20 protein-coding genes are annotated in these 19907 nt (G+C 67.2%); 12 read left to right on the forward strand and 8 right to left on the reverse strand.

The genetic code is table 11. From position 1 onward, the window contains the following. The first annotated feature begins 163 nt into the window (after positions 1 to 163). The 3 genes from gcvA (at position 164) to ettA (ending at position 3343) form a co-directional block, all read left to right on the forward strand. Entirely contained in the window at positions 164 to 1081 is a 918-nt protein-coding gene (gene gcvA, locus ACVK00_RS28055; protein ID WP_228906685.1) for a transcriptional regulator GcvA, read from the forward strand. Between the two features lie 96 nt (positions 1082 to 1177). Continuing rightward, positions 1178 to 1486, forward strand: a complete 309-nt coding sequence (locus tag ACVK00_RS28060) for a DUF3761 domain-containing protein (protein ID WP_284888506.1) — start codon at positions 1178 to 1180, stop codon at positions 1484 to 1486. 189 nt (positions 1487 to 1675) lie between these two features. Then, a complete protein-coding gene (gene ettA / locus ACVK00_RS28065; protein ID WP_228906683.1) occupies positions 1676 to 3343 on the forward strand; it encodes an energy-dependent translational throttle protein EttA in 1668 nt (555 codons plus the stop codon). A gap of 128 nt (positions 3344 to 3471) precedes the next feature. Here ettA and ACVK00_RS28070 read toward each other — a convergent pair whose 3' ends face one another. The 4 genes from ACVK00_RS28070 to ACVK00_RS28085 are packed head-to-tail and all read right to left on the reverse strand — an operon-like array spanning position 3472 to position 6785. Then, a complete protein-coding gene (locus ACVK00_RS28070; RefSeq protein WP_228906681.1) occupies positions 3472 to 4095 on the reverse strand; it encodes an HAD family hydrolase in 624 nt (207 codons plus the stop codon). Further along, positions 4092 to 4643, reverse strand: a complete 552-nt coding sequence (locus ACVK00_RS28075; protein WP_284888505.1) for a cysteine hydrolase family protein — start codon at positions 4641 to 4643, stop codon at positions 4092 to 4094. The genes ACVK00_RS28070 and ACVK00_RS28075 overlap by 4 nt, the downstream gene beginning before the upstream one ends. A 55-nt stretch (positions 4644 to 4698) precedes the next feature. After that, positions 4699 to 6513 carry an aminopeptidase P family protein gene (locus tag ACVK00_RS28080; protein ID WP_284888504.1) on the reverse strand — a complete coding sequence of 605 codons (1815 nt, stop codon included), beginning with the start codon at positions 6511 to 6513 and terminating at the stop codon, positions 4699 to 4701. After that, complete coding sequence (locus ACVK00_RS28085; RefSeq protein WP_228906678.1) at positions 6510 to 6785, reverse strand: hypothetical protein; 276 nt, start codon at positions 6783 to 6785, stop codon at positions 6510 to 6512. The genes ACVK00_RS28080 and ACVK00_RS28085 overlap by 4 nt, the downstream gene beginning before the upstream one ends. A 171-nt stretch (positions 6786 to 6956) precedes the next feature. On the opposite strand from ACVK00_RS28085, the gene ACVK00_RS28090 reads away from it, so the two are divergent. The 7 genes from ACVK00_RS28090 to ACVK00_RS28120 all read left to right on the forward strand — a co-directional run bounded on the left by ACVK00_RS28090 (position 6957) and on the right by ACVK00_RS28120 (position 13060). After that, entirely contained in the window at positions 6957 to 7718 is a 762-nt protein-coding gene (locus ACVK00_RS28090; RefSeq protein ID WP_228906677.1) for a response regulator transcription factor, read from the forward strand. A 26-nt stretch (positions 7719 to 7744) separates the two neighbouring features. Beyond that, positions 7745 to 9043, forward strand: coding sequence for a glutamyl-tRNA reductase (hemA, locus tag ACVK00_RS28095; protein ID WP_166722027.1), 1299 nt, complete (start codon positions 7745 to 7747; stop codon positions 9041 to 9043). An 82-nt stretch (positions 9044 to 9125) separates the two neighbouring features. Further along, positions 9126 to 10208, forward strand: a complete 1083-nt coding sequence (gene prfA / locus ACVK00_RS28100; RefSeq protein WP_228906674.1) for a peptide chain release factor 1 — start codon at positions 9126 to 9128, stop codon at positions 10206 to 10208. A gap of 7 nt (positions 10209 to 10215) precedes the next feature. Further along, the gene (gene prmC / locus ACVK00_RS28105; protein ID WP_284888503.1) at positions 10216 to 11058 is read left to right on the forward strand and encodes a peptide chain release factor N(5)-glutamine methyltransferase; all 843 of its coding nucleotides are present in this window, start codon (positions 10216 to 10218) and stop codon (positions 11056 to 11058) included. A 67-nt stretch (positions 11059 to 11125) separates the two neighbouring features. Next, positions 11126 to 11437, forward strand: a complete 312-nt coding sequence (gene grxD / locus ACVK00_RS28110; protein ID WP_006753626.1) for a Grx4 family monothiol glutaredoxin — start codon at positions 11126 to 11128, stop codon at positions 11435 to 11437. 13 nt (positions 11438 to 11450) lie between these two features. Then, complete coding sequence (locus ACVK00_RS28115) at positions 11451 to 12047, forward strand: UbiX family flavin prenyltransferase (protein ID WP_006759426.1); 597 nt, start codon at positions 11451 to 11453, stop codon at positions 12045 to 12047. A gap of 221 nt (positions 12048 to 12268) precedes the next feature. Beyond that, on the forward strand, positions 12269 to 13060 hold the full coding sequence (locus ACVK00_RS28120) for a DODA-type extradiol aromatic ring-opening family dioxygenase (protein WP_229050523.1): 792 nt from the start codon (positions 12269 to 12271) through the stop codon (positions 13058 to 13060). Positions 13061 to 13168: 108 nt separating this feature from the next. Here ACVK00_RS28120 and ACVK00_RS28125 read toward each other — a convergent pair whose 3' ends face one another. Continuing rightward, positions 13169 to 14767, reverse strand: a complete 1599-nt coding sequence (locus tag ACVK00_RS28125; protein ID WP_228906665.1) for an APC family permease — start codon at positions 14765 to 14767, stop codon at positions 13169 to 13171. Between the two features lie 420 nt (positions 14768 to 15187). Here ACVK00_RS28125 and ACVK00_RS28130 point away from each other — a divergent pair, with 420 nt between their 5' ends. Beyond that, entirely contained in the window at positions 15188 to 15391 is a 204-nt protein-coding gene (locus tag ACVK00_RS28130; protein ID WP_006477070.1) for a cold-shock protein, read from the forward strand. Positions 15392 to 15492: 101 nt separating this feature from the next. Here the strand turns inward: ACVK00_RS28130 and ACVK00_RS28135 are convergent, their stop codons facing one another. The 3 genes from ACVK00_RS28135 to ACVK00_RS28145 form a co-directional block, all read right to left on the reverse strand. Beyond that, positions 15493 to 16743 (reverse strand): Hsp70 family protein, encoded by a 1251-nt coding sequence (locus ACVK00_RS28135; RefSeq protein ID WP_228907595.1) that lies wholly within the window; start codon positions 16741 to 16743, stop codon positions 15493 to 15495. 197 nt (positions 16744 to 16940) lie between these two features. Further along, positions 16941 to 17546 carry a nitroreductase family protein gene (locus ACVK00_RS28140; RefSeq protein ID WP_006753621.1) on the reverse strand — a complete coding sequence of 202 codons (606 nt, stop codon included), beginning with the start codon at positions 17544 to 17546 and terminating at the stop codon, positions 16941 to 16943. Between the two features lie 159 nt (positions 17547 to 17705). Continuing rightward, positions 17706 to 18989 carry an MFS transporter gene (locus ACVK00_RS28145; protein WP_006753620.1) on the reverse strand — a complete coding sequence of 428 codons (1284 nt, stop codon included), beginning with the start codon at positions 18987 to 18989 and terminating at the stop codon, positions 17706 to 17708. Between the two features lie 217 nt (positions 18990 to 19206). Between ACVK00_RS28145 and ACVK00_RS28150 the strand changes: the two genes are divergently transcribed. After that, positions 19207 to 19830 (forward strand): TetR/AcrR family transcriptional regulator, encoded by a 624-nt coding sequence (locus ACVK00_RS28150; RefSeq protein ID WP_105785617.1) that lies wholly within the window; start codon positions 19207 to 19209, stop codon positions 19828 to 19830. The last annotated feature ends 77 nt before the right edge of the window (positions 19831 to 19907 follow it).

A 19907-nucleotide genomic window follows, 5' to 3' on the forward strand; every position in this document is an offset into this window, starting at 1 on the left:
CCGCGCGGCGCCCGGATTGCCTCATGGATATAGTTGAACTATGTTGATCGCATCGGTCGCTGCAAGTCAGTCGCGACGAATGCGATCCGATGCGACAACGGTACTCGCGCACACACATTGCCTCAAACGATATTTCGTCGGCCTTTCGCTTTAGAAAAACTGAATGAACCGTTCCCGCCTGCCGCCCCTCAACGCGCTGCGTGCGTTCGAGGCGGCGGCCCGCCACCTGTCGGTGAAATCCGCGGCACAAGAGCTGTCGGTCACGCCCGGCGCGGTGAGCCAGATGATTCGCACGCTCGAGCGCCACCTCGGCGTGCAGCTGTTCGAGCGCGTGAACCGCGGCATCCTGCTGACCGCTGCGGGCCGCGACTACCTGCCGCCCGTGCGCAACGCGTTCCGGCAGATCGCCGACGCGTCGCAGCGCGTGTCGGGGGCCGCCGACAGCGGCGTGCTGACGGTGAGCGTCACGCCGTTTTTCGCGTCCGCGTGGCTCGTGCCGCGCCTCGCGCAGTTCCGCGACGCGTGCCCGGACATCGACCTGCAGATCGCCACGAGCCATGCGCTCGCCGATTTCTCGCGTGACGGCGTCGACGTCGCGATCCGCCACGGTCTCGGCCGTTACGTCGGGCTGTGCAGCGAACGGCTGCTGACGGTGGAGATCGTCGCGCTTGCGGCACCGGCACTCGTCGCGCGGCTGGGCATGCCGGCCACGCCCGCCGACCTGGCCGGATGGCCGCATCTGCACGACGCCGAGCGCAAGGGCTGGCACATCTGGTTCGACGCGCAGCGGATCGACGATTTCGGTCCGCCGCGCGGCCCCGCGTTCGACGATTCCGGCCTGTTGCTGCAGGCGATTCTCGACGGCCAGGGCGCGGGCCTGCTGCCGGCGGCGATGGTGCGCAACGAGCTCGCGAGCGGCCGGCTCGTGCAGCTTGCCGACATCGCCTGGCTCGACGACTTCGCGTACTACCTCGTCTACCCGCCGCATCACGCGGAACGTACGAAAGTCGCGGCGTTCCGCCGGTGGATTCTCGAGGCCGCGCAAGCCGACGGCGCGGCAGCGATGACCGGCGCGGCGTAGCGTCGCCGCACCTCGGCGCAGCGGCACCGATCTTCAGCCGATCGGCTAACATGCGGCCCGGGATCGACAGCAGATAACAACATCCGGAGAGAGACCATGCCTGCCCAGCTCCGCCGCGCGATGCGCATCGCGACCCTGTCCGCCGCGCTGTTCGCCGCGTGCGCCGCCGTGCCGCCTGCGGCGCACGCGTATCGCGCGTCGCCCAGCTACGGTAACGAAGCCGACCTCGACCGGCACGACACGTACCGCAATCGCGACGGCGACACCGTCCATGCGCCGGCCCATTCGAAATCGGGCCGCGTGCCCGAGGGCGCGAGCGCGCGCTGCCGCGACGGCACATACAGCTTCAGCCGCCATCGTCGCGGCACCTGTTCGGGGCACGGCGGCGTCGCCGCGTGGCTGTGAACGCGGGTCGGCCGAATGGCCGGCGCGGTGTCAGCGGCAGCCGGCGGCGAAGTACAATACGCGCTCGCGCCGCCAACCCGCGGCGACACCGCCGCGCCCCGCGCGGCACGCTCCGTACCGAATCCCCCGACGCCACGCATGCCCAGGCGCTGCGAGGCAGTCTCAACCCTTTCTGACTTTCACACCCAAATGGCCCAATACGTTTTCACGATGAACCGGGTCGGCAAGATCGTGCCGCCCAAGCGCCAGATCCTGAAGGACATCTCGCTGTCGTTCTTTCCCGGCGCGAAGATCGGCGTGCTCGGCCTGAACGGCTCGGGCAAATCGACGCTGATCCGCATCATGGCGGGCGTCGACAAGGACATCGAAGGCGAAGCAACGCCGATGCCGAACCTGAACATCGGCTACCTGCCGCAGGAACCGCAGCTCGACCCGACGAAGACGGTGCGCGAAGCCGTCGAGGAAGGCCTCGGCGACCTGTTCCAGGCGAACAAGAAGCTCGAGGAAATCTACGCCGCGTATGCGGAGCCGGACGCCGACTTCGACGCGCTCGCGGCCGAGCAGGCGAGATACGAAGCGATCCTCGCGTCGAGCGACGGCGGCAGCCCGGAGCAGCAGCTCGAAGTGGCCGCCGACGCGCTGCGCCTGCCGGCGTGGGACGCGAAGATCGAGCACCTGTCGGGCGGCGAAAAGCGCCGCGTCGCGCTGTGCAAGCTGCTGCTCGAGAAGCCGGACATGCTGCTGCTCGACGAACCGACCAACCACCTCGACGCCGAATCGGTCGACTGGCTCGAGCAGTTCCTGGTGCGCTTCCCGGGCACCGTCGTCGCCGTCACGCACGATCGCTACTTCCTCGACAACGCAGCCGAGTGGATTCTCGAACTCGACCGTGGCCACGGCATTCCGTGGAAGGGCAACTACAGCAGCTGGCTCGACCAGAAGGAAGAACGCCTGAAACAGGAAGAAGCATCGGAATCGGCGCGTCAGAAGGCGATCAAGAAGGAACTGGAGTGGGTGCGCCAGAACCCGAAGGGCCGCCAGGCGAAGTCGAAGGCCCGTATCGCGCGCTTCGAGGAGCTGAATAGCCAGGAATACCAGAAGCGCAACGAAACGCAGGAAATCTTCATTCCGGTCGGCGACCGCCTCGGCAATGAAGTGATCGAGTTCAAGAACGTCAGCAAGGCGTTCGGCGACCGCCTGCTGATCGACAACCTGAACCTGAAGATCCCCGCTGGCGCGATCGTCGGCATCATCGGCCCGAACGGCGCCGGCAAGTCGACGCTGTTCCGGATGCTGACCGGCAAGGAACAGCCGGATTCGGGCGAAGTCGTGATGGGCCCCACCGTGAAGCTCGCGTACGTCGACCAGAGCCGCGACGCGCTCGACGGCTCGAAGACGGTGTTCGAGGAAATCTCGGGCGGCGCCGACGTGCTGACGGTCGGCAAGTACGAAACGCCGTCGCGTGCGTACATCGGCCGCTTCAACTTCAAGGGCGGCGATCAGCAGAAGATCGTCGGCAATCTGTCCGGCGGTGAGCGCGGCCGCCTGCACCTCGCGAAGACCCTGATCTCCGGCGGCAACGTGCTGCTGCTCGACGAACCGTCGAACGACCTCGACGTCGAAACGCTGCGCGCGCTGGAAGACGCGCTGCTCGAGTTCGCAGGCTCGGTGATGGTGATCTCGCACGATCGCTGGTTCCTCGACCGGATCGCGACGCACATCCTCGCGTTCGAAGGCGATTCGCAGGTCACGTTCTTCGACGGCAACTACCAGGAATACGAAGCCGACAAGCGTGCACGCCTCGGCGAGGAAGCCGCGAAGCCGAAGCGCCTGCGCTACAAGCCGATCAGCCGCTGAACGGCGCGGCCCGGGCACCCGGCACTGCGGCGACGCGGGCCGGATGCCGAAAGCGGCCGCCACCGGATCGGCAAAACGAAAAAGCGGGCCGCTGGCCCGCTTTTTTTATCCGGCTGTCGTTCGGCCGCCTACGCGAGCGCGCCCAGTTCACGCAGGCGCGCCTCGGTCGCTGTCGCGCTCGTGTGATGAATGCCATGCCAGCCGAGCGCCGTCGCGGCCGCCGCGTTCTTCGCGTTGTCGTCGATGAACACGAGTTCGTGCGGCGCGATGCCCGGCAGATGCGGATCGATCCGCGCGTGCATTTCGCGATAAATCGCCGGATCGGGTTTCACCAGCTTCACGCGGCCCGACACGACGATGTCCTTGAAGCGCCGCAGCACCGGGAAGTTGTCCCATGCATACGGAAAGGTCTGCGCGGACCAGTTGGTCAACCCGAAGAGCGGCATCCCCTGCGCGTCGAGCCGGTCGACGAGCGCGGCGCCGTCGTCGAGCACGCCGCCGATCATCTCGTGCCAGCGTGCGTAGAACGCGCGTATCAGCGCCTCGTGCTCCGGAAACTTCGCGACCAGCTCGCTCGTTCCCTCGTCGATCGTCTGGCCGCCGTCCTGGCGGATCACCCAGTCCATCGCGCACACGTGCGTGAGGAACCAGCGACGCTCGGTTTCGTCCGGAATCAGTTGCCGGTACAGATAGTCGGGGCTCCAGTCGATCAGCACGCCGCCGAAATCGAACACCACGGCCTTGATCGTCATGCGAACTCCGTTGCAAGCACGTCCGCGAGCGGGCGCGGCCGCACCGCGTTGCCCGACAGCGTATTGTTTTCCCAGACGAAGTGATGATGCGCGACGATCTGCGCGGCCGACAGGTGCGTGCGCTCGTTCGTCGTGTGCAGATCGGAGACGACGGTCGTCCGGTAGCCGAGCAGTGCCGCGCGGCGGGCGGCCGAATCGACGCAGAACTCGGTCGCATAGCCGCAGATCAGCACCGAACGGATTCCGTGGCCGTCGAGCTGCGCGGCGAGCGGCGTGTCGTGGAACGAATCGCTCACCTGCTTGCGGATGCGCCAGTCGGCGCGACCGACGATCAGCGCCTCATGCAGTTCCCAGCCGGGCGTGCCGGGCACGATGTCGTCGTCCGCATCGCCGTCGTGCTGCACGAAGCATACGGGCGCGTGTGCCGCGCGCGCCGCCGCCGTCAGCCGGTTGATGCCCGACACGACGTCGTCGAGCCGGTACGCGGACCGCGCCCGCTGCACCAGCCCGCGCTGCATGTCGATCACGATCACTGCGGTGTCTGCCATCGGTTGCCCTCTCGGTCATGGTCCGGCCGTCGTGCGGCCGGTATCGCGTGTTGCGTCAGATCGGCTGCGTGCGCGCGTCGAGCCACGCCTTCGCGTCGCCGCTCACGTGCCGGCCGACACGCTCGCGCACGGTCGCGTGATACGCGTTCAGCCACGCGCGCTCTTCTTCATGCAGCATCTCGATCAGCACGCAGCGCGTGTCGATCGGGCACAACGTGAGCGTCTCGAACGCGAGGAAGTCGCCGAACTCGGTCTGCCCGCCCGCGCGGTTCACGACCAGGTTCTCGATCCGGATGCCCCATTTGCCGGGCCGGTACACGCCCGGCTCGATCGACGTGATCATCCCTTCTTCCATCGCCGTGTACGGCTCGGCCGGCGCGTAGTGCGAGATGACCTGCGGGCCCTCGTGCACGTTCAGGAAGTAGCCGACGCCGTGGCCGGTGCCGTGGCCGTAGTCGAGCCCGGCCGCCCACATCGGCGCGCGCGCGATCGCATCGAGCATCGGCGAGCGGATGCCGCGCGGGAAGCGTGCGCGCGACAGCGCCATCATCGACCTCAGCACGATCGTGAAATCGCGGCGCTGCAGGTCGCTGAGCGTGCCGACCGGCACGACGCGCGTGATGTCGGTGGTGCCGGTTGTGTACTGGCCGCCCGAATCGACGAGCAGCAGGCCGTCGCCGGCGATCGTCGCGTGCGACTCGGGCGTTGCGCGATAGTGCGGCATCGCGCCGTTCGCGTTGAAGCCGGCGATCGTGGCGAAGCTCGGCGACACATAGCCGGGGCGCCGTGCGCGCGCGGCCGTGAGCTTCTCGTCGATCGTCAGCTCGGTGACGGTCTCGCGGTTCACCGCCTGCTCGAACCACGCGAAGAATTCGGCAAGCGCGGCGCCGTCGAGCTCCATCGTCACGCGCACGTGTTCGATCTCGGCGGACGTCTTGCGCGACTTCGCGAACGTCGACGGGTTCACCGCCTCGATCAGCTTCACGCCGGCCGGCACGGCCTCGAGCGTGCCGAACGTCACGCGGCGCGGATCGATCAGCAGCGTCGCGCCGTCGGGCAGCGCCGCGAGCGACGCGTGCACGGCGTCGTACGCACGGACCTCGACGCCGTCCCGCGCGAGCGACGCGGCCAGCGCCGGCGACACCTTGCCGTCGGCGACGAACAGCGTCGCGCGATCGGCGCCGATCAGCGCGTGCGCGACGAACACGGGATTGAAGTTGACGTCGGCGCCGCGCAGGTTGAACAGCCACGCGAGATCGTCGAGCGTCGACACGAAATGCCATTGCGCGCCCTGCGCCTGCATCGCGCGGCGCACTTCGGCGAGCTTGCTCGCGCGCGTCGTGTCGGCCTGCGGCGCCAGGTGCTCGAACACCGCGTCGCCCGGCAGCCCCGGGCGCTCCGGCCAGATCGCGTCGAGCAGGTCGAGATCGGTGCGCAGCGCGATGCCGCGCGCGTTCAGCGCGGCCGTCAGCGCGCGTGCCGCCGTGACGCCGAGCACGGCGCCGTCGACGCCGACCGTCGCGCCGGCCGGCACGTTCTGCGCGAGCCAGTCGACGTGGGGCGCGCTCTGCTGCCCGCCCGTCATCTTCATCAGCTGGACACCCGTGCCGGCGAGTTCGGCCTCGGCCTGCACCCAGTAACGGCTGTCCACCCACAAGCCCGCGAAATCCGCGGTCACGACCAGCGTGCCGACCGAGCCCGTGAAACCGGACAGCCAGCGGCGCGCCTGCCAGCGCTCGGGCAGGTACTCGGACAGGTGCGGATCGGCGGACGGCACGAGATAGGCGGCCAGATCCTCGCGGACCATCGCGCCGCGCAGCAGCGCGAGGCGGGCCGGCACCGGCGAGACTTCGGGGAGACGGGCATTCATGATTTCACCTGAGAGCTTTCGCGACGGGCCGACAGGGCGACCGTCACGGCTACGGCGAGGAACGCGACACCGGTGCAGACCGGCCATTCGAGCGTTTCGCCATCGTAAAACAGTCCAGAGAGGTTGCCGGCCATGCGCGCGGCGGCGGCGCCTGCGATGCCGACCAGCACCACGATCCACCATGCCGGCCGGCCCGTGCGCCGCATCGGATGCAGCCACCGGCCGAACAGCCCGACGGCCGCTCCCAGGACAAGGATTCCAAACCAGTTCATTCGACGCCTTCTATAAATTCAGATTCGTCCCATAGGCGTGAACGTTGCCAGCGGCTAGCATCGATTCATCCATCGAACCCGAGACCAGCCGGGCGCCGCGAACATTCGAGTGTAGGGGCCGACCCGACGTTATGGCAAGCGCGCACCGGCAGCCGTATTGAAGAAATCCTCATGCGAATCGCCCTGATCGATCCGGAGGCGCGTCATGCTGCGCTCCTGAACCGCCTGCTCTTCGCCGGCGGTCATGTGTGCCACGCGTTTCTGTCCAGCGCGGCGTTCTTCGAGTGGCTCGCCACCGATACCTGCGACATGCTGATCACCGGCAACTGGGCCGGCGATCAGCCCGCCGAGGAAGTCATTCCGCGGGCGCAGGCGATCCTGCCCGGGCTGCCGGCCATCGCCGTGATGCAGTTGCCGCGCGAAAGCGAGGTCGTGTCGTGCCTGCACGCGGGCGCCGACGACTGCCTCGTGCGCCCGGTGAGCGGGCCCGAGCTGCTTGCGCGGATCAATGCGCTGAGTCGGCGCGCCGGGGTCCGGCGGCCGCCGAATCGCTCACGCGAAATGTTTGGAGAATACGCATTCGATGCGACCCACAGCCTCGTGCGCTTCGGCGACGCGGTCGTCGCGCTCACGCCGAAGGAGTTCCGCTTCGCGCAGTTGCTGTTCGCGAATCTGTCCCGGCCCGTATCGCGCGCCCATATCCTCGAAACCGTCTGGGCCCGCCGCCGCGACATGAAGTCGCGCACGCTCGACACCCATGCGTCCCGCCTGCGCAGCAAGCTGCAACTGCTCCCGGAGCACGGCTACCGGCTTCTGCCGCTCTACGGCTACGGCTATCAGCTCGACCGCGTGCCGATCGAGCCCCCAAATTCGAGGCCACGCCACGCTGATGCCCGGTATGCCGCGAGTGAGGAAATCGCTGAAACGCTATAATATGGGGCTAAACGATAGCCCTCGATATGCAACTCCTCACGATCGGAATCAACCACCACACTGCGCCTGTCGCCCTGCGCGAACGCGTGGCGTTTCCGCTCGAGCAGATCAAGCCGGCTCTCGTCACGTTCAAGAACGTGTTCCTCGGCCCTCAGGCGCCCAATGCGCCGGAAGCAGCGATCCTCTCCACCTGCAACCGCACCGAACTCTATTGCGCGACCGACGATCGGGCCGCACGCGAGGGGGCGATTCGCTGGCTGTCGGAGTACCACCAGATTCCGGTCGACGAGCTCGCGCCGCACGTCTACGCGCTGCCGCAGTCGGAAGCGGTCCGGCACGCATTCCGCGTCGCATCGGGCCTCGATTCGATGGTGCTCGGCGAAACGCAGATTCTGGGCCAGATGAAGGACGCGGTGCGCACCGCGACAGAAGCCGGCGCACTCGGCACCTATCTGAACCAGCTGTTCCAGCGCACGTTCGCCGTCGCGAAGGAAGTGCGCGGCACGACCGAGATCGGCGCGCAGTCGGTGTCGATGGCCGCCGCCGCGGTCCGTCTCGCGCAGCGCATCTTCGAAAAGGTGTCGGATCAACGCGTGCTGTTCATCGGCGCCGGCGAGATGATCGAGCTGTGCGCGACGCACTTCGCCGCGCAGAGCCCGCGCGAGCTCGTGATCGCGAACCGCACGGCCGAGCGCGGCCAGCGGCTCGCCGAACGCTTCAACGGCCGCGCGATGCCGCTGTCGGACCTGCCGACACGGATGCACGAGTTCGACATCATCGTGTCGTGCACCGCGTCGACGCTGCCGATCATCGGCCTCGGCGCGGTCGAGCGCGCGGTGAAGGCGCGCCGCCACCGGCCGATCTTCATGGTCGACCTCGCGGTGCCACGCGACATCGAGCCGGAAGTCGGCAAGCTGAAGGACGTATTCCTCTACACCGTCGACGATCTCGGCGCGATCGTGCGCGAAGGCAACGCATCGCGCCAGGCCGCGGTCGCGCAGGCCGAGACGATCATCGAGACGCGTGTACAGAATTTCATGCAATGGCTCGACACGCGCAGCGTCGTGCCGGTGATTCGTCACATGCATACGCAGGCCGACGCGCTGCGCCGTGCGGAAGTCGAGAAGGCGCAGAAGCTGCTCGCGCGCGGCGACGATCCCGCCGCCGTCCTCGAAGCGCTGTCGCAAGCGCTCACCAACAAGCTGATCCACGGCCCGACGAGCGCGCTCAACCGCGTGAACGGCGCCGACCGCGATTCGCTGATCGACCTGATGCGCGGCTTCTACCAGCACGCGCCGCGCTCGAACGACCAATCCGGCCACTAGCGCCGCCCGGTTGCCCTGCCGCCGGCCGCGAGCCGGCCTATCCTTTCCGAATACCCCTTGCCCGGGAGCGCCGCTCCACACCATGAAGACGAGCATGCAACGCAAGCTCGACCAGCTGTCTACCCGGCTGGCCGAACTGAACGACCTGTTGAGCCGTGAAAACGTCACGGCCGACCTCGACCAGTACCGCAGGCTCACGCGCGAACACTCTGAACTCGGCCCGGTCGTCGAGCAGTACGCACTGTGGCGCCAGTCGCGCAACGACGAGACGGCCGCGCAGGAACTGCTCGCCGATGCATCGATGCGCGATTTCGCCGAAGACGAGATTCGCAGCGCACGTGAGCGCATGGTCCGTCTCGAAGCCGAATTGCAGAAGATGCTGCTGCCGAAGGACCCGAACGACGATCGCAACATCTTCCTCGAAATCCGCGCGGGCGCCGGCGGCGACGAATCGGCGCTGTTCGCAGGCGATCTGCTGCGCATGTACCTGCGCTTCGCGGAGCGCCAGCGCTGGCAGGTCGAGATGATGTCGGAAAGCGCGTCGGATCTCGGCGGCTACAAGGAAGTGATCGTGCGGATCGCCGGCCAGGGCGCGTACTCGCGCCTGAAGTTCGAGTCGGGCGGCCATCGGGTGCAACGCGTGCCGGCCACCGAAACGCAGGGGCGCATCCACACGTCCGCATGCACGGTCGCGGTGATGCCGGAAGCCGACGAGATCGGCGAGGTCGAGATCAATCCGGCCGACCTGCGGATCGACACGTTCCGCGCGTCGGGCGCGGGCGGCCAGCACATCAACAAGACCGATTCGGCGGTGCGCGTCACGCACATCCCGACCGGGATCGTCGTCGAGTGCCAGGACGACCGTTCGCAGCACAAGAACAAGGACCGCGCGCTGAAGGTGCTCGCCGCGCGCATCAAGGACAAGCAGTATCACGAGCAGCACGCGAAGGAAGCGGCGACGCGCAAGAGCCTGATCGGCTCCGGCGACCGCTCGGAACGGATCCGCACGTACAACTTCCCGCAAGGCCGGATGACCGACCACCGGATCAACCTGACGCTATACCGGCTCGAGGCGCTGATGGACGGCGATCTCGACGAACTGATCGGCGCGCTCGTCACCGAGCACCAGGCCGAACTGCTCGCGTCGCTCGGCGACACCGACTGAGGCCGCGATGCCCGACACCACCGCCGACGACCTGCTGCGCGCGTCGCCGCTCGATGCGGTCGATGCACGCATGCTGCTCGCATACGCGCTCGGCTGGACCCGCACGCAGTTGATCACGCGCGGCGACACCCCGCTCGAGCCCGCGTCGATCGAGCGCTACCGCGCGCTCGAAGCGCGCCGCGTGGCGGGCGAGCCGGTCGCGCAGCTCGTCGGGATGCGCGAATTCTTCGGCCGGCCGTTCGATGTGACGCCCGACGTGCTGATTCCGCGCCCGGAAACCGAACTGCTCGTCGAAGCCGCGCTCGACGCGATCGACGGACGGCCGCATCCGGCCGTGCTCGATCTCGGCACCGGCAGCGGCGCGATCGCCGTGTCGATCGCAGCGGAACGGCCTGACGCACGCGTATGGGCGCTCGACCGTTCGTCGGCCGCGCTCGAAGTCGCCCGGCGCAACGCGGACAAGCTGCTCGACGCGCGCCGCCCCGGCGGCCCGCTGCACTGGCTGCAGAGCGACTGGTACGCCGCGCTCGACCCGGCGCTCGCGTTCGACACGATCGTCAGCAACCCGCCGTACATCGCGCAGCACGATCCGCACCTCGCGCAGGGCGACCTGCGTTTCGAGCCGCGCGGCGCGCTCACCGACGACGCCGACGGCCTGAGCGCGATCCGCACGATCGTCGCAGGCGCCGGCGCTTACCTGAAACCGGGCGGCACGCTCTGGATCGAGCACGGCTACGACCAGGCCGAAGCCGTGCGCGCGCTACTCGTGTCGCGCGGCTTCGTCGCGGTCGAATCGCTCGCCGATCTGGCCGCGATCGAACGCACGACCGGCGGGCGCCGGCCCGGCTGATGGCCGGCCCGCCCGGTTGAAATCCGCTATCATTTCGTTCCAACGCCCCGCAAACGCAAGGTCAGTCATGGACACCCAACAACGTATCAAGCAAATCGTCGACGAAAACCAGGTCGTGCTCTTCATGAAGGGCAACGCGCAATTCCCGATGTGCGGCTTCTCGGGCCGCGCCGTGCAGGTGCTGAAAGCCTGCGGCGTCGACCAGTTCAAGACGGTCAACGTGCTCGAGGACGACGAAATCCGCCAGGGCATCAAGGAATTCTCGAACTGGCCGACCATCCCGCAGCTGTACGTGAAGGGTGAATTCGTCGGCGGCTCGGACATCATGATGGAGATGTACCAGTCGGGCGAACTGCAGCAACTGTTCGCCGCCGCGTAACGCCCCCTTCCCGATGGCATCTCCCAGCGCGCCGCCACGCCGGCTGATCGTCGCGATCACCGGCGCCACCGGTGCGGTCTACGGCGTGCGGCTGCTCGAATTGCTGCGCGCCGCCGGCGGCGTCGAAACGCATCTGCTGGTTTCGAACGCCGGCTGGCTCAATATCCAGCATGAACTGAAGCTGTCGAAGGCCGAGGTCGAAAGCCGTGCGGATGTCGTGCATTCGGTGCGCGATGTCGGCGCGACGATCGCGTCGGGCTCGTTCGCGACCGACGGAATGGTGATCGCACCCTGCTCGATGAAGACGCTTGCGAGCGTCGCGCACGGGCTGTCGGACAACCTGATCACGCGCGCGGCCGACGTCACGCTGAAGGAACGCCGCCGTCTCGTGCTGATGGTGCGCGAAACGCCGTTCAACCTCGCGCATCTGCGCAACATGACCGCCGTGACCGAAATGGGCGGCATCGTATTCCCGCCACTGCCCGCGTTCTACGCGATGCCGAAGACGATCGAGGAACTCGTTGACCAGACGGTCACGCGCGTCCTCGACCTGTTCGCGCTCAGTGCACCGATGACGACGCCGTGGGCCGGCATCCGGCCCGCCCAGTAAGCTGCTCGACGCGGCGCTTCTGCGCCGTTCCTCACGCATCTTCGTCGACTCAGCCGCCTTCCGGCTCGATCCGGCCATTTCAAGCACCGCCTGCCGTTCGCGCACGCGGAAGCACCCGCATTAACAACCAGCGAGATTCAATTAAATTCCACGCGGCCGATTTATCAATGCGTGGTGCGCGTCTATAGTCACAGGCAAACCCTTTTGCAGGCTCCCCCACCATGAACCGCTTGCCTTCGCTTTACCTGTCCCACGGCGCGCCGACGCTGCCGATCGACCCGACGCTGCCGTCCGGCGCGTTCACGCATCTCGGTGCCGAATTGCCGCGCCCGCGCGCGGTGCTGATGCTGTCCGCACACTGGGGCACGCAGCAGCCGGTCGCGAGCGTGGCCGCGCATCCGGAAACGATCCACGACTTCCATGGCTTCCCGCGTGCCTTGTACGAGATCCGCTATCCGGCACCAGGCGCGCCCGAGGTCGCCGAACGGGCGGCCGCGCTGCTGAATGCAGCCGGCATCGCGACCGCGACGACCGAGCGCGGCCTCGACCACGGCGCGTGGGTGCCGATGCTGCTGATGTTCCCGGAGGCCGACGTGCCCGTCGCGCAATTGTCGATCCAGCCGCGCGCGGACGCCGCCCATCACTTCGCGCTCGGCCGCGCGCTGCGGCCGCTGCGCGATGAAGGCGTGATGGTGATCGGCTCGGGCCAGATCACGCACAACCTGCGCGCCGCCGATTTCGGCGCGGCGCCCGAGGATGCAGACCCGCGCGTCACGGAGTTCACCGACTGGTTCGAGGCGAAGCTCGCCGCGCGCGATGTCGACGCGCTGCTCGACTATCGCCGGCAGGCGCCGCACGCGGTGCTGATGCATCCGACCGACGAACACCTGCTGCCGGTGTTCACCGCGCTGGGTGCGGCCGACGACGACTACCGGCTCGGCATCCAGTCGCTCGGCACGTATCAACGTGTGCTCGCGATGACGAACTACGTGTTCGCGAGCGCGGCAGCCTGAGTCGCCCGGCACAACCGGCGACCCCAAACAAAAAGCCCGCCCGAGCATCGCTCGGGCGGGCTTTTTTTGCGCTTCCTGCCACCGCCGATTCCGGTGGCAGGTCAGGCGTCAGGCGCCGACCTTTTCGAGGATCTCGTCGTGCGATTCACGCTCGTCGAGATATTGGGTCCGGTAGCCCGTGTTCACGCCCCAGAAGTAGAACACCAGCGAGATCGCCGCGACGATCACCATGTCCCAGCCGTACGGCATCAGACCATGGCCGCCGAACTCCTTGCTGCCGATCAGCGACAGCACGGCCATCGTCGGCAGGTACGCGACCAGCCACCATGCGGCCTTCAGGTCGGCGCCCCAGCCGCTCCAGCCAGACTTGGCCTGGAAGAAGAAGTACACCGGCAGCGCGACGATCATCAGCAGGATGATTTCGCCGGTCAGCGGCCACTTCGCCCAGTACAGGATCAGCGAGGCGCAGACGAACGCGAACGGTGCGATCAGCTTCATCAGCGGAATCGACAGCGGACGCTCGATGTCGGTCGCCGCGCGGCGCAGCGCCATCAGGCTGATCGGGCCGGTCAGGTACGAAATCACCGTCGCCACCGAGATCACCGCTGCGAGCGAGCTCCAGCCGCGGAAGAAGAACAGGAAGATGAACGACACGAGCAGGTTGAACCACATCGCCTGGCGCGGCACGCCGTAGATCGGGTGCACGTTGCCGAACATCTTCGGCATCGTGTTGTTGCGCTCCATCGCGTAGATCATGCGGGTGGTCGTCGCCATGTAGGTCGTGCCGGTGCCGCTCGGGCTGATGAACGCATCGACGTACAGCAGGATCGCGAGCCAGTTCAGGTTCAGCGCGATCGCGAGTTCCGCGAACGGCGACGAGAAGTTGAAGTGCGCCCAGCCCTTCGCGACGTCGGCCGGATTCACCGAGCCGATGTACGCCATCTGCAGCAGCACGTAGATCACGAGTGCCAGCAGGATCGACGTGATCACCGCGAACGGCACGCTGCGCGACGGATTGCGCGCTTCACCGGCGAGGTTCACCGGGCTCTGGAAGCCGTTGAACGCAAACACGATGCCGCTCGTCGCAACCGCGGTCAGCACGGCCGACCAGCCGTACGGCGCGAAGCTCGCGTTCGATGCGGTGCCGAGGTTTTCCGAATGGAAGCTCGTCAGCATCAGGCCGAGGATCGTGAGGCCGGGGATCAGGAACTTGAAGATCGTGATCGCGGTGTTTGCCCGCGCGAACGCCTTGACGCCCCAGTAGTTCAGCATGAAATAGATGACGACCAGCACGGCCGACAGCAGCAGGCCGAGGGTCTGCAACTCACCGTTCACGAACAACGCGTGCGCCCATGGATACGGCCACGTGCTCATGTACTGGATCGACGCTTCCGCCTCGATCGGGATCACCGATACGATCGCGATCCAGTTCGCCCATGCGCTGATGAAGCCCACCAGCGAACCGTGCGAGTAGCGCGCATAGCGCACCATGCCGCCGGACTCGGGGAACATCGCGCCCAGTTCGGCGTACGTGAGGGCAATCGCGAGAATCACGACCGCGCCGATGATCCATGCGCAGATCGCCGCCGGACCGGCGATCTTCGCGGCCTTCCAGGCGCCGAACAGCCAGCCCGAGCCGATAATCGAACCCAGGCCCGTCAGCATCAGTGCAAACGGGCCGATGTTCCGTTGAATAGAACTCTTCACATCCTCTCCTGTGTCTCAAAAAGCGTGGTCGGCCAGCTGTCCGGGATCGGCTCGGACAGCACCGCGCGCGTCATTTTGGGGGGACGGGTAACCCGATCGGGGCAACCCGTCCAGCGGCGCGTAGTTTAACGGTTGCACCTGCAAGATGGCGCCAAAATCGTTCGCCCCCTACAAAAAATTCGCATCGTTTGCAAGGTTTGTAAACATGAACTCCGCAATAACCCTGAGTGCATGGAAATCCGGTTGACCACGCGAGCGATTAGCCGTATAAACAACGTTGCAGGATTTCAAGCGGCGAGTGAATTGGTTCTTTCGTAGTTCGCCCATCAACGGTACTCCGGTTGGTCCTATTACCCCCTTCCTTGATTTTCCGCACCCCATGGGCCTCGGCCCCGTTTTATCTTTTTAGGAATAAGTAACATGGCAACCGGTACCGTCAAGTGGTTCAATGACGCAAAGGGCTTCGGCTTCATTACCCCGGAAGGCGGCGGCGACGATCTGTTCGCGCACTTCTCGGAAATCCGCGTCGAAGGCTTCAAGACGCTGCAAGAAAACCAGAAGGTTGAATTCGAAGTGAAGACGGGCCCGAAGGGTCTGCAAGCTGCGAACATCCGTCCGGTCTAAGTTCGGCGCGATATTTCGTGTAAAAAAGCCCCGCTTCGGCGGGGCTTTTTGTTTTAAGGCGCGGCAGCCATGCGGCCACCGCCAGTCCGGCTCACCTTCGCTCAGCCGAACAGCCGCTGCGCGTGAATGCCGAGCCCTGTCGCGACGCTCGCGAGGCGATCGCCGAACACCGGCTGCGCGTCCGGAAATGCGCCGGCGAGCGCACCCGACAGAAACGCGAGCCCGGTCGAGCCGCCGGTGAAATACAGCGCGCCGAGGTCGCGCGGCGCAACGCCCGCCAGCCGCACCGTTTCGCGCGCGGCGTCGACGATGCGCGCGGTGTCGTCGACGCTCGCATCGACGAGGCGTTCGGCGTCGAACGCGATCTGCAGATCCTCTTCCACGTCGTTCAGGTCGATCATCGTCTCCCCGCCCGCCGCCACGCCGATCTTCGCCTCTTCCGCGCGTGCCATCAGCGCGTGCCCGAGCCGCTGTTCCACCACGCGCGTAAGCCGGTCGTACTGCCGCCCATCCTGGTACAGGTGCTTCATCAGCTTCAGCTCGCCCAGCCGCTTCGGCGTGTAGACCGTGTTGATCAGGTGCCAGGTCGCCAGGTCGAAGTAGATCCGGTTCGGCAGTTCGCGCCCCTCGGGATCGAGCGAGCGGTAGCCGAACGCCGGCAGAATCGCCGCCAGCTCGACGCGGCGGTCGTAATCGGTGCCCGCGACGTGCACGCCGTGGTGCGCGAGCACGTCGTCCTTGCGCTCGAGGCGCGCCATCCGCTCCGGCCCGACACGCACGAGCGAGAAGTCCGACGTACCGCCGCCGATGTCGGCAACCAGCACGAGCCGTTCGGCCTGCTGGCGCGACTCGTAGTCGAACGCGGCCGCGATCGGTTCGTACTGGAAATGCACGTCGGTGAAACCGACCGACCGCGCGGCCGCTTCGAGCTGGTCCTGCGCGAGGCGGTCGGCGCGCGGATCGTCGTCGACGAAGAACACCGGCCGGCCGAGCACCGCGCGGCCGATCGGCGCGCCCGCGCGTGCCTCGGCCTTGCGCTTCAGGTGCGTCAGGAAGCGCGCGATGATCTCCGTGTACGCCATCGCGCTGCCGTCGCCGAGATCGGTCGTGGTTTCCGCGAGCGGCGAGCCGAGGATGCTCTTCATCGAGCGCATCAGCCGGCCTTCGAAACCGTCGATATACGACGCGAGCGCCGCGCGGCCGTATTCGACCGTCTGCTCGTCGTTGTTGAAGAAGATCGCGGTGGGCAGCGTCAGGTGGTCGCCCTCGACGGGCGCGAGGCGCATCCCATCGCCGTCGGGCAGCGCCACGGCGGAATTGGACGTGCCGAAATCGATCGCGCAGTAAGTCATCGGAAGGTGCCGCAGCATGGCCGGCGCGGAAAACGGAAAGGACGGGCTTTTTAACATGAAGCCCGCCGGATCACAACCGGGGCCGGCCAGCGGTACGGCGCAACCGGCCCGGGGCGGAGATCGGGCGCGCCGGCGGGCGCGTCAGGGGCGACAGGTGCGGTCGGCGGCCAAACGCACCCCACCGCCTGCCTGGGGAATCAGGCTGCCGCTTCGAAACCCTTCTTCCATGCGCCCGCGTAGACGACCTCGCCGAGCGCATGGCGCGTGCGGGGCGCCTTTTCGCGGTCGCGCAGCACCGGATCGAGTTTGTCGACGTTGCCGTAGTGGCCGAGCGAGATAAGCGCCGGAATGGCGACGTCGGCCGGAATCTCGAACGCGTCGCGGAACGCCTTCGCGTCGAAGCCGCTCATCTGGTGCGCGGCAAGGCCCAGCGCGTGCGCCTGCAGCACCAGCGACATCGCGGCCGCGCCGGCGTCATACAGCGCGGTCGACGCCGGCTCGCCCTTCGGCGTGAGCGTGTGCGAAGTCACGGCGATCAGCACCGGCGCCGGCGCGTTCCAGGCCTGGTTGAACGGCACCAGCGTCGCGAATGCGCGCTTGAACGCCGCTTCGTCCTGGGTGCGATCGAATACGATGAAGCGCCACGGCTGCGCGTTGTACGCGGACGGCGCCCAGCGCGCGGCTTCGAGCACCGCGTGCAGATCGGCGGCGCTGATCGGCTCGTCCGAATACGCGCGCGGGCTCCAGCGGCCCGCGATCAGGTCGTGAATCGAAACAGTGGTGGGAGCAGGTTTGACAGACATGCGGTTCCTCGCTGACATCGATGAAGGGGCGCGAACGCGCGCCGAACCGCAAGCATAACCGCTTGAGCAATCACGCGCCCGATCGTCCCGCGCAATGCAAATCACCGATCCTGCATTGACCAGCTGCCCGCCGCGCACGGGCCGGCCGGAGCGCCGCGCTCAGGCGGCCTGCGCGGTGGCGCGGGACGGGCCGCGGTTGATCCGCAGCACGATCAGCGCGCCGACGATGCAGAGCCCGCCCGAGATCATCGACGCGATCGTATAGGTGCCGAGGCTCGCACGCAGCAAGCCCGCGCCGAGCGCCGCGAATGCCGCGCCGAGCTGGTGGCCGGCGACGATCCAGCCGAACACGACCGGCGCCGCGGCCTTGCCGAACACATCGGTGGCGAGCCGCACGGTCGGCGGCACCGTCGCGATCCAGTCGAGCCCGTAGAACATCGCGAACAGCGGCAGCCCGAAGAAATCGATGCCGAACGCATGCGGCAAGTAGATCAGCGACAGCCCGCGCAGCCCGTAGTACCAGAACAGCAGCACGCGATTGTCGTAGCGGTCGGACAGCCAGCCCGACAGCGTCGTGCCGAACAGGTCGAACACGCCCATCGCGGCGAGCAGCGACGCGCCCTGCACTTCGGTCATCCCGTAGTCGCTGCACATCGCGATCAGGTGCGTGCCGACATAGCCGTTGGTGCTCGCGCCGCAGATGAAAAAGCTGAAAAACAGCAGCCAGAAGTCGCGCGAGCGGCTCGCCATCAGCAGCGTGCGGAACGCCACCGCGAGCGGGTTCTCCTTCGTCGCGTCGGGCGCGGCCGGCGCATCGGCCGGCTCGCCGTACGGGCGCAGCTGCACGTCGGCCGGCCGCTCGGGCAGCAGGAACGCGACCAGCGGAATCACGATCGCGGCCGCGACCGCGACGACGAGTACGACCGGCCGCCAGCCGTGGCGCTGCGCGATCGCGGCGAGCATCGGCAGGAACACGAGCTGGCCGGTGGCCGTGCTCGCGGTCAGGATGCCCATCACGAGGCCGCGCCGCGCATGGAACCAGCGCGTGACGAAGGTCGCGGACAGCGTCAAGGCGACGACGCCGGTCGAGCAGCCGACCATTAGCCCCCAGATCACGACCATCTGCCAGCTTTGCGTCATCATCGAGGACAGCGCGACGCCCGCGCCCATCGTCACCAACGCAGTCAGGATCGTCGGCCGCAGCCCGAAACGCTGCATCGCCGCGGCCGCGAACGGGCCCGTCAGGCCGTACAACGCGATATTCACCGAAATCGCCAGCGAAATCGCCGCGCGGCTCCAGCCGAGTTCGCGCTCGAGCGGCACCATCAGCACGCTCGGCGTCGCGCGCGTGCCGGCGGCCGCCAGCAGGATCAGGAAAACCACCGCCGCCGCGAGCCATCCGTAGTGGAATCGCCCGCCGATTCGTGTCACTGCCCAGTTCATGTTGTCGCTCTCCAGTTGGCAGCGCGGCGCCCGCGCGCCCGCCCCGCCTCACCACCAGGCCACCTCCGCCGCACGCTGCATCGGCTGACCCGGGCCGACACCTGGCATTTGTCTGTCGATCCGCTCGGCATTGTTACCGCTCGGTCACAAGTGTGTTGCGATCGTAGTTACCAGTCGGTAACATGTCAAGCAATTCATCACGCAGTCGAGGATCATCATGTCGGGCATCGAGGCCGTCAACAAGCCGCCGGCACGCCGCACGCGCCGGCCGATCGCCGCGGCCGCGGCGCAGGAACACCTGCTGCGCGCCGCCGAGGAGCTGTTTTACAAGGAAGGGGTGCGCGCGGTCGGCGTCGAGGCGGTCGTGGAACTCGCGGGCGTCAACAAGATGAGCCTGTACCGCCAGTTCTCGTCGAAGGACGAGCTGATCCTCGCGTATCTGGAACGGATGGATGCGTGCTTCTTCGAGCGTTTCGATTCGAGCGTCGCGAAGCATCCGGGCCAGCCGAAGGCGCAGTTGATCCAGTATTTCGTGGATCTCGCGGAGCGCGCGACGCAGAAGGACTATCGCGGCTGCCCGTTCGTCAACGTGGCGGCCGAATTCCCGGATGCGTCGCACCCGGCGCGCGAGCGCGTCGCGCAGAACAAGGAACAGCTGATGAAGCGGCTCGTCGCGTTGTGCGAAAGTGCCGGCGCACGGCAGCCGCAAGCGCTCGCCGATGCGCTCGCGCTGGTGGTCGAAGGCATCTACGCGGCCAGCCAGACCTACCGGCACGGCGAAACGCCGATCGGCACCGCGCCTGCGCTGGTCACGCAGCTGATCGAGGCCGGCTGCGCGTGACGGGCGGCGCACGCCCGAACCCCGCCGGTCCGCTCCAGCTACAATGCGGCCCTCGCTGCCGCTTCGCCCGATTGCCT

Source organism: Burkholderia sp. PvR073 (genome assembly GCF_054055695.1).

Excerpts from the sequence above, each read along its gene's own strand:
- ACVK00_RS28150 (WP_105785617.1), top strand. The coding sequence starts at position 19,207 with ATGTCGGGCATCGAGGCCGTCAACAAGCCGCCGGCACGCCGCACGCGC.
- ACVK00_RS28135 (WP_228907595.1), bottom strand. The coding sequence starts at position 16,743 with ATGACTTACTGCGCGATCGATTTCGGCACGTCCAATTCCGCCGTGGCG.
- ACVK00_RS28145 (WP_006753620.1), bottom strand. The coding sequence starts at position 18,989 with ATGAACTGGGCAGTGACACGAATCGGCGGGCGATTCCACTACGGATGG.
- ACVK00_RS28130 (WP_006477070.1), top strand. The coding sequence starts at position 15,188 with ATGGCAACCGGTACCGTCAAGTGGTTCAATGACGCAAAGGGCTTCGGC.
- ACVK00_RS28060 (WP_284888506.1), top strand. The coding sequence starts at position 1,178 with ATGCCTGCCCAGCTCCGCCGCGCGATGCGCATCGCGACCCTGTCCGCC.
- ettA (WP_228906683.1), top strand. The coding sequence starts at position 1,676 with ATGGCCCAATACGTTTTCACGATGAACCGGGTCGGCAAGATCGTGCCG.
- ACVK00_RS28140 (WP_006753621.1), bottom strand. The coding sequence starts at position 17,546 with ATGTCTGTCAAACCTGCTCCCACCACTGTTTCGATTCACGACCTGATC.
- hemA (WP_166722027.1), top strand. The coding sequence starts at position 7,745 with ATGCAACTCCTCACGATCGGAATCAACCACCACACTGCGCCTGTCGCC.
- gcvA (WP_228906685.1), top strand. The coding sequence starts at position 164 with ATGAACCGTTCCCGCCTGCCGCCCCTCAACGCGCTGCGTGCGTTCGAG.
- ACVK00_RS28115 (WP_006759426.1), top strand. The coding sequence starts at position 11,451 with ATGGCATCTCCCAGCGCGCCGCCACGCCGGCTGATCGTCGCGATCACC.
- prfA (WP_228906674.1), top strand. The coding sequence starts at position 9,126 with ATGAAGACGAGCATGCAACGCAAGCTCGACCAGCTGTCTACCCGGCTG.
- ACVK00_RS28070 (WP_228906681.1), bottom strand. The coding sequence starts at position 4,095 with ATGACGATCAAGGCCGTGGTGTTCGATTTCGGCGGCGTGCTGATCGAC.
- ACVK00_RS28075 (WP_284888505.1), bottom strand. The coding sequence starts at position 4,643 with ATGGCAGACACCGCAGTGATCGTGATCGACATGCAGCGCGGGCTGGTG.
- grxD (WP_006753626.1), top strand. The coding sequence starts at position 11,126 with ATGGACACCCAACAACGTATCAAGCAAATCGTCGACGAAAACCAGGTC.
- ACVK00_RS28120 (WP_229050523.1), top strand. The coding sequence starts at position 12,269 with ATGAACCGCTTGCCTTCGCTTTACCTGTCCCACGGCGCGCCGACGCTG.
- ACVK00_RS28085 (WP_228906678.1), bottom strand. The coding sequence starts at position 6,785 with ATGAACTGGTTTGGAATCCTTGTCCTGGGAGCGGCCGTCGGGCTGTTC.
- ACVK00_RS28080 (WP_284888504.1), bottom strand. The coding sequence starts at position 6,513 with ATGAATGCCCGTCTCCCCGAAGTCTCGCCGGTGCCGGCCCGCCTCGCG.
- ACVK00_RS28090 (WP_228906677.1), top strand. The coding sequence starts at position 6,957 with ATGCGAATCGCCCTGATCGATCCGGAGGCGCGTCATGCTGCGCTCCTG.
- prmC (WP_284888503.1), top strand. The coding sequence starts at position 10,216 with ATGCCCGACACCACCGCCGACGACCTGCTGCGCGCGTCGCCGCTCGAT.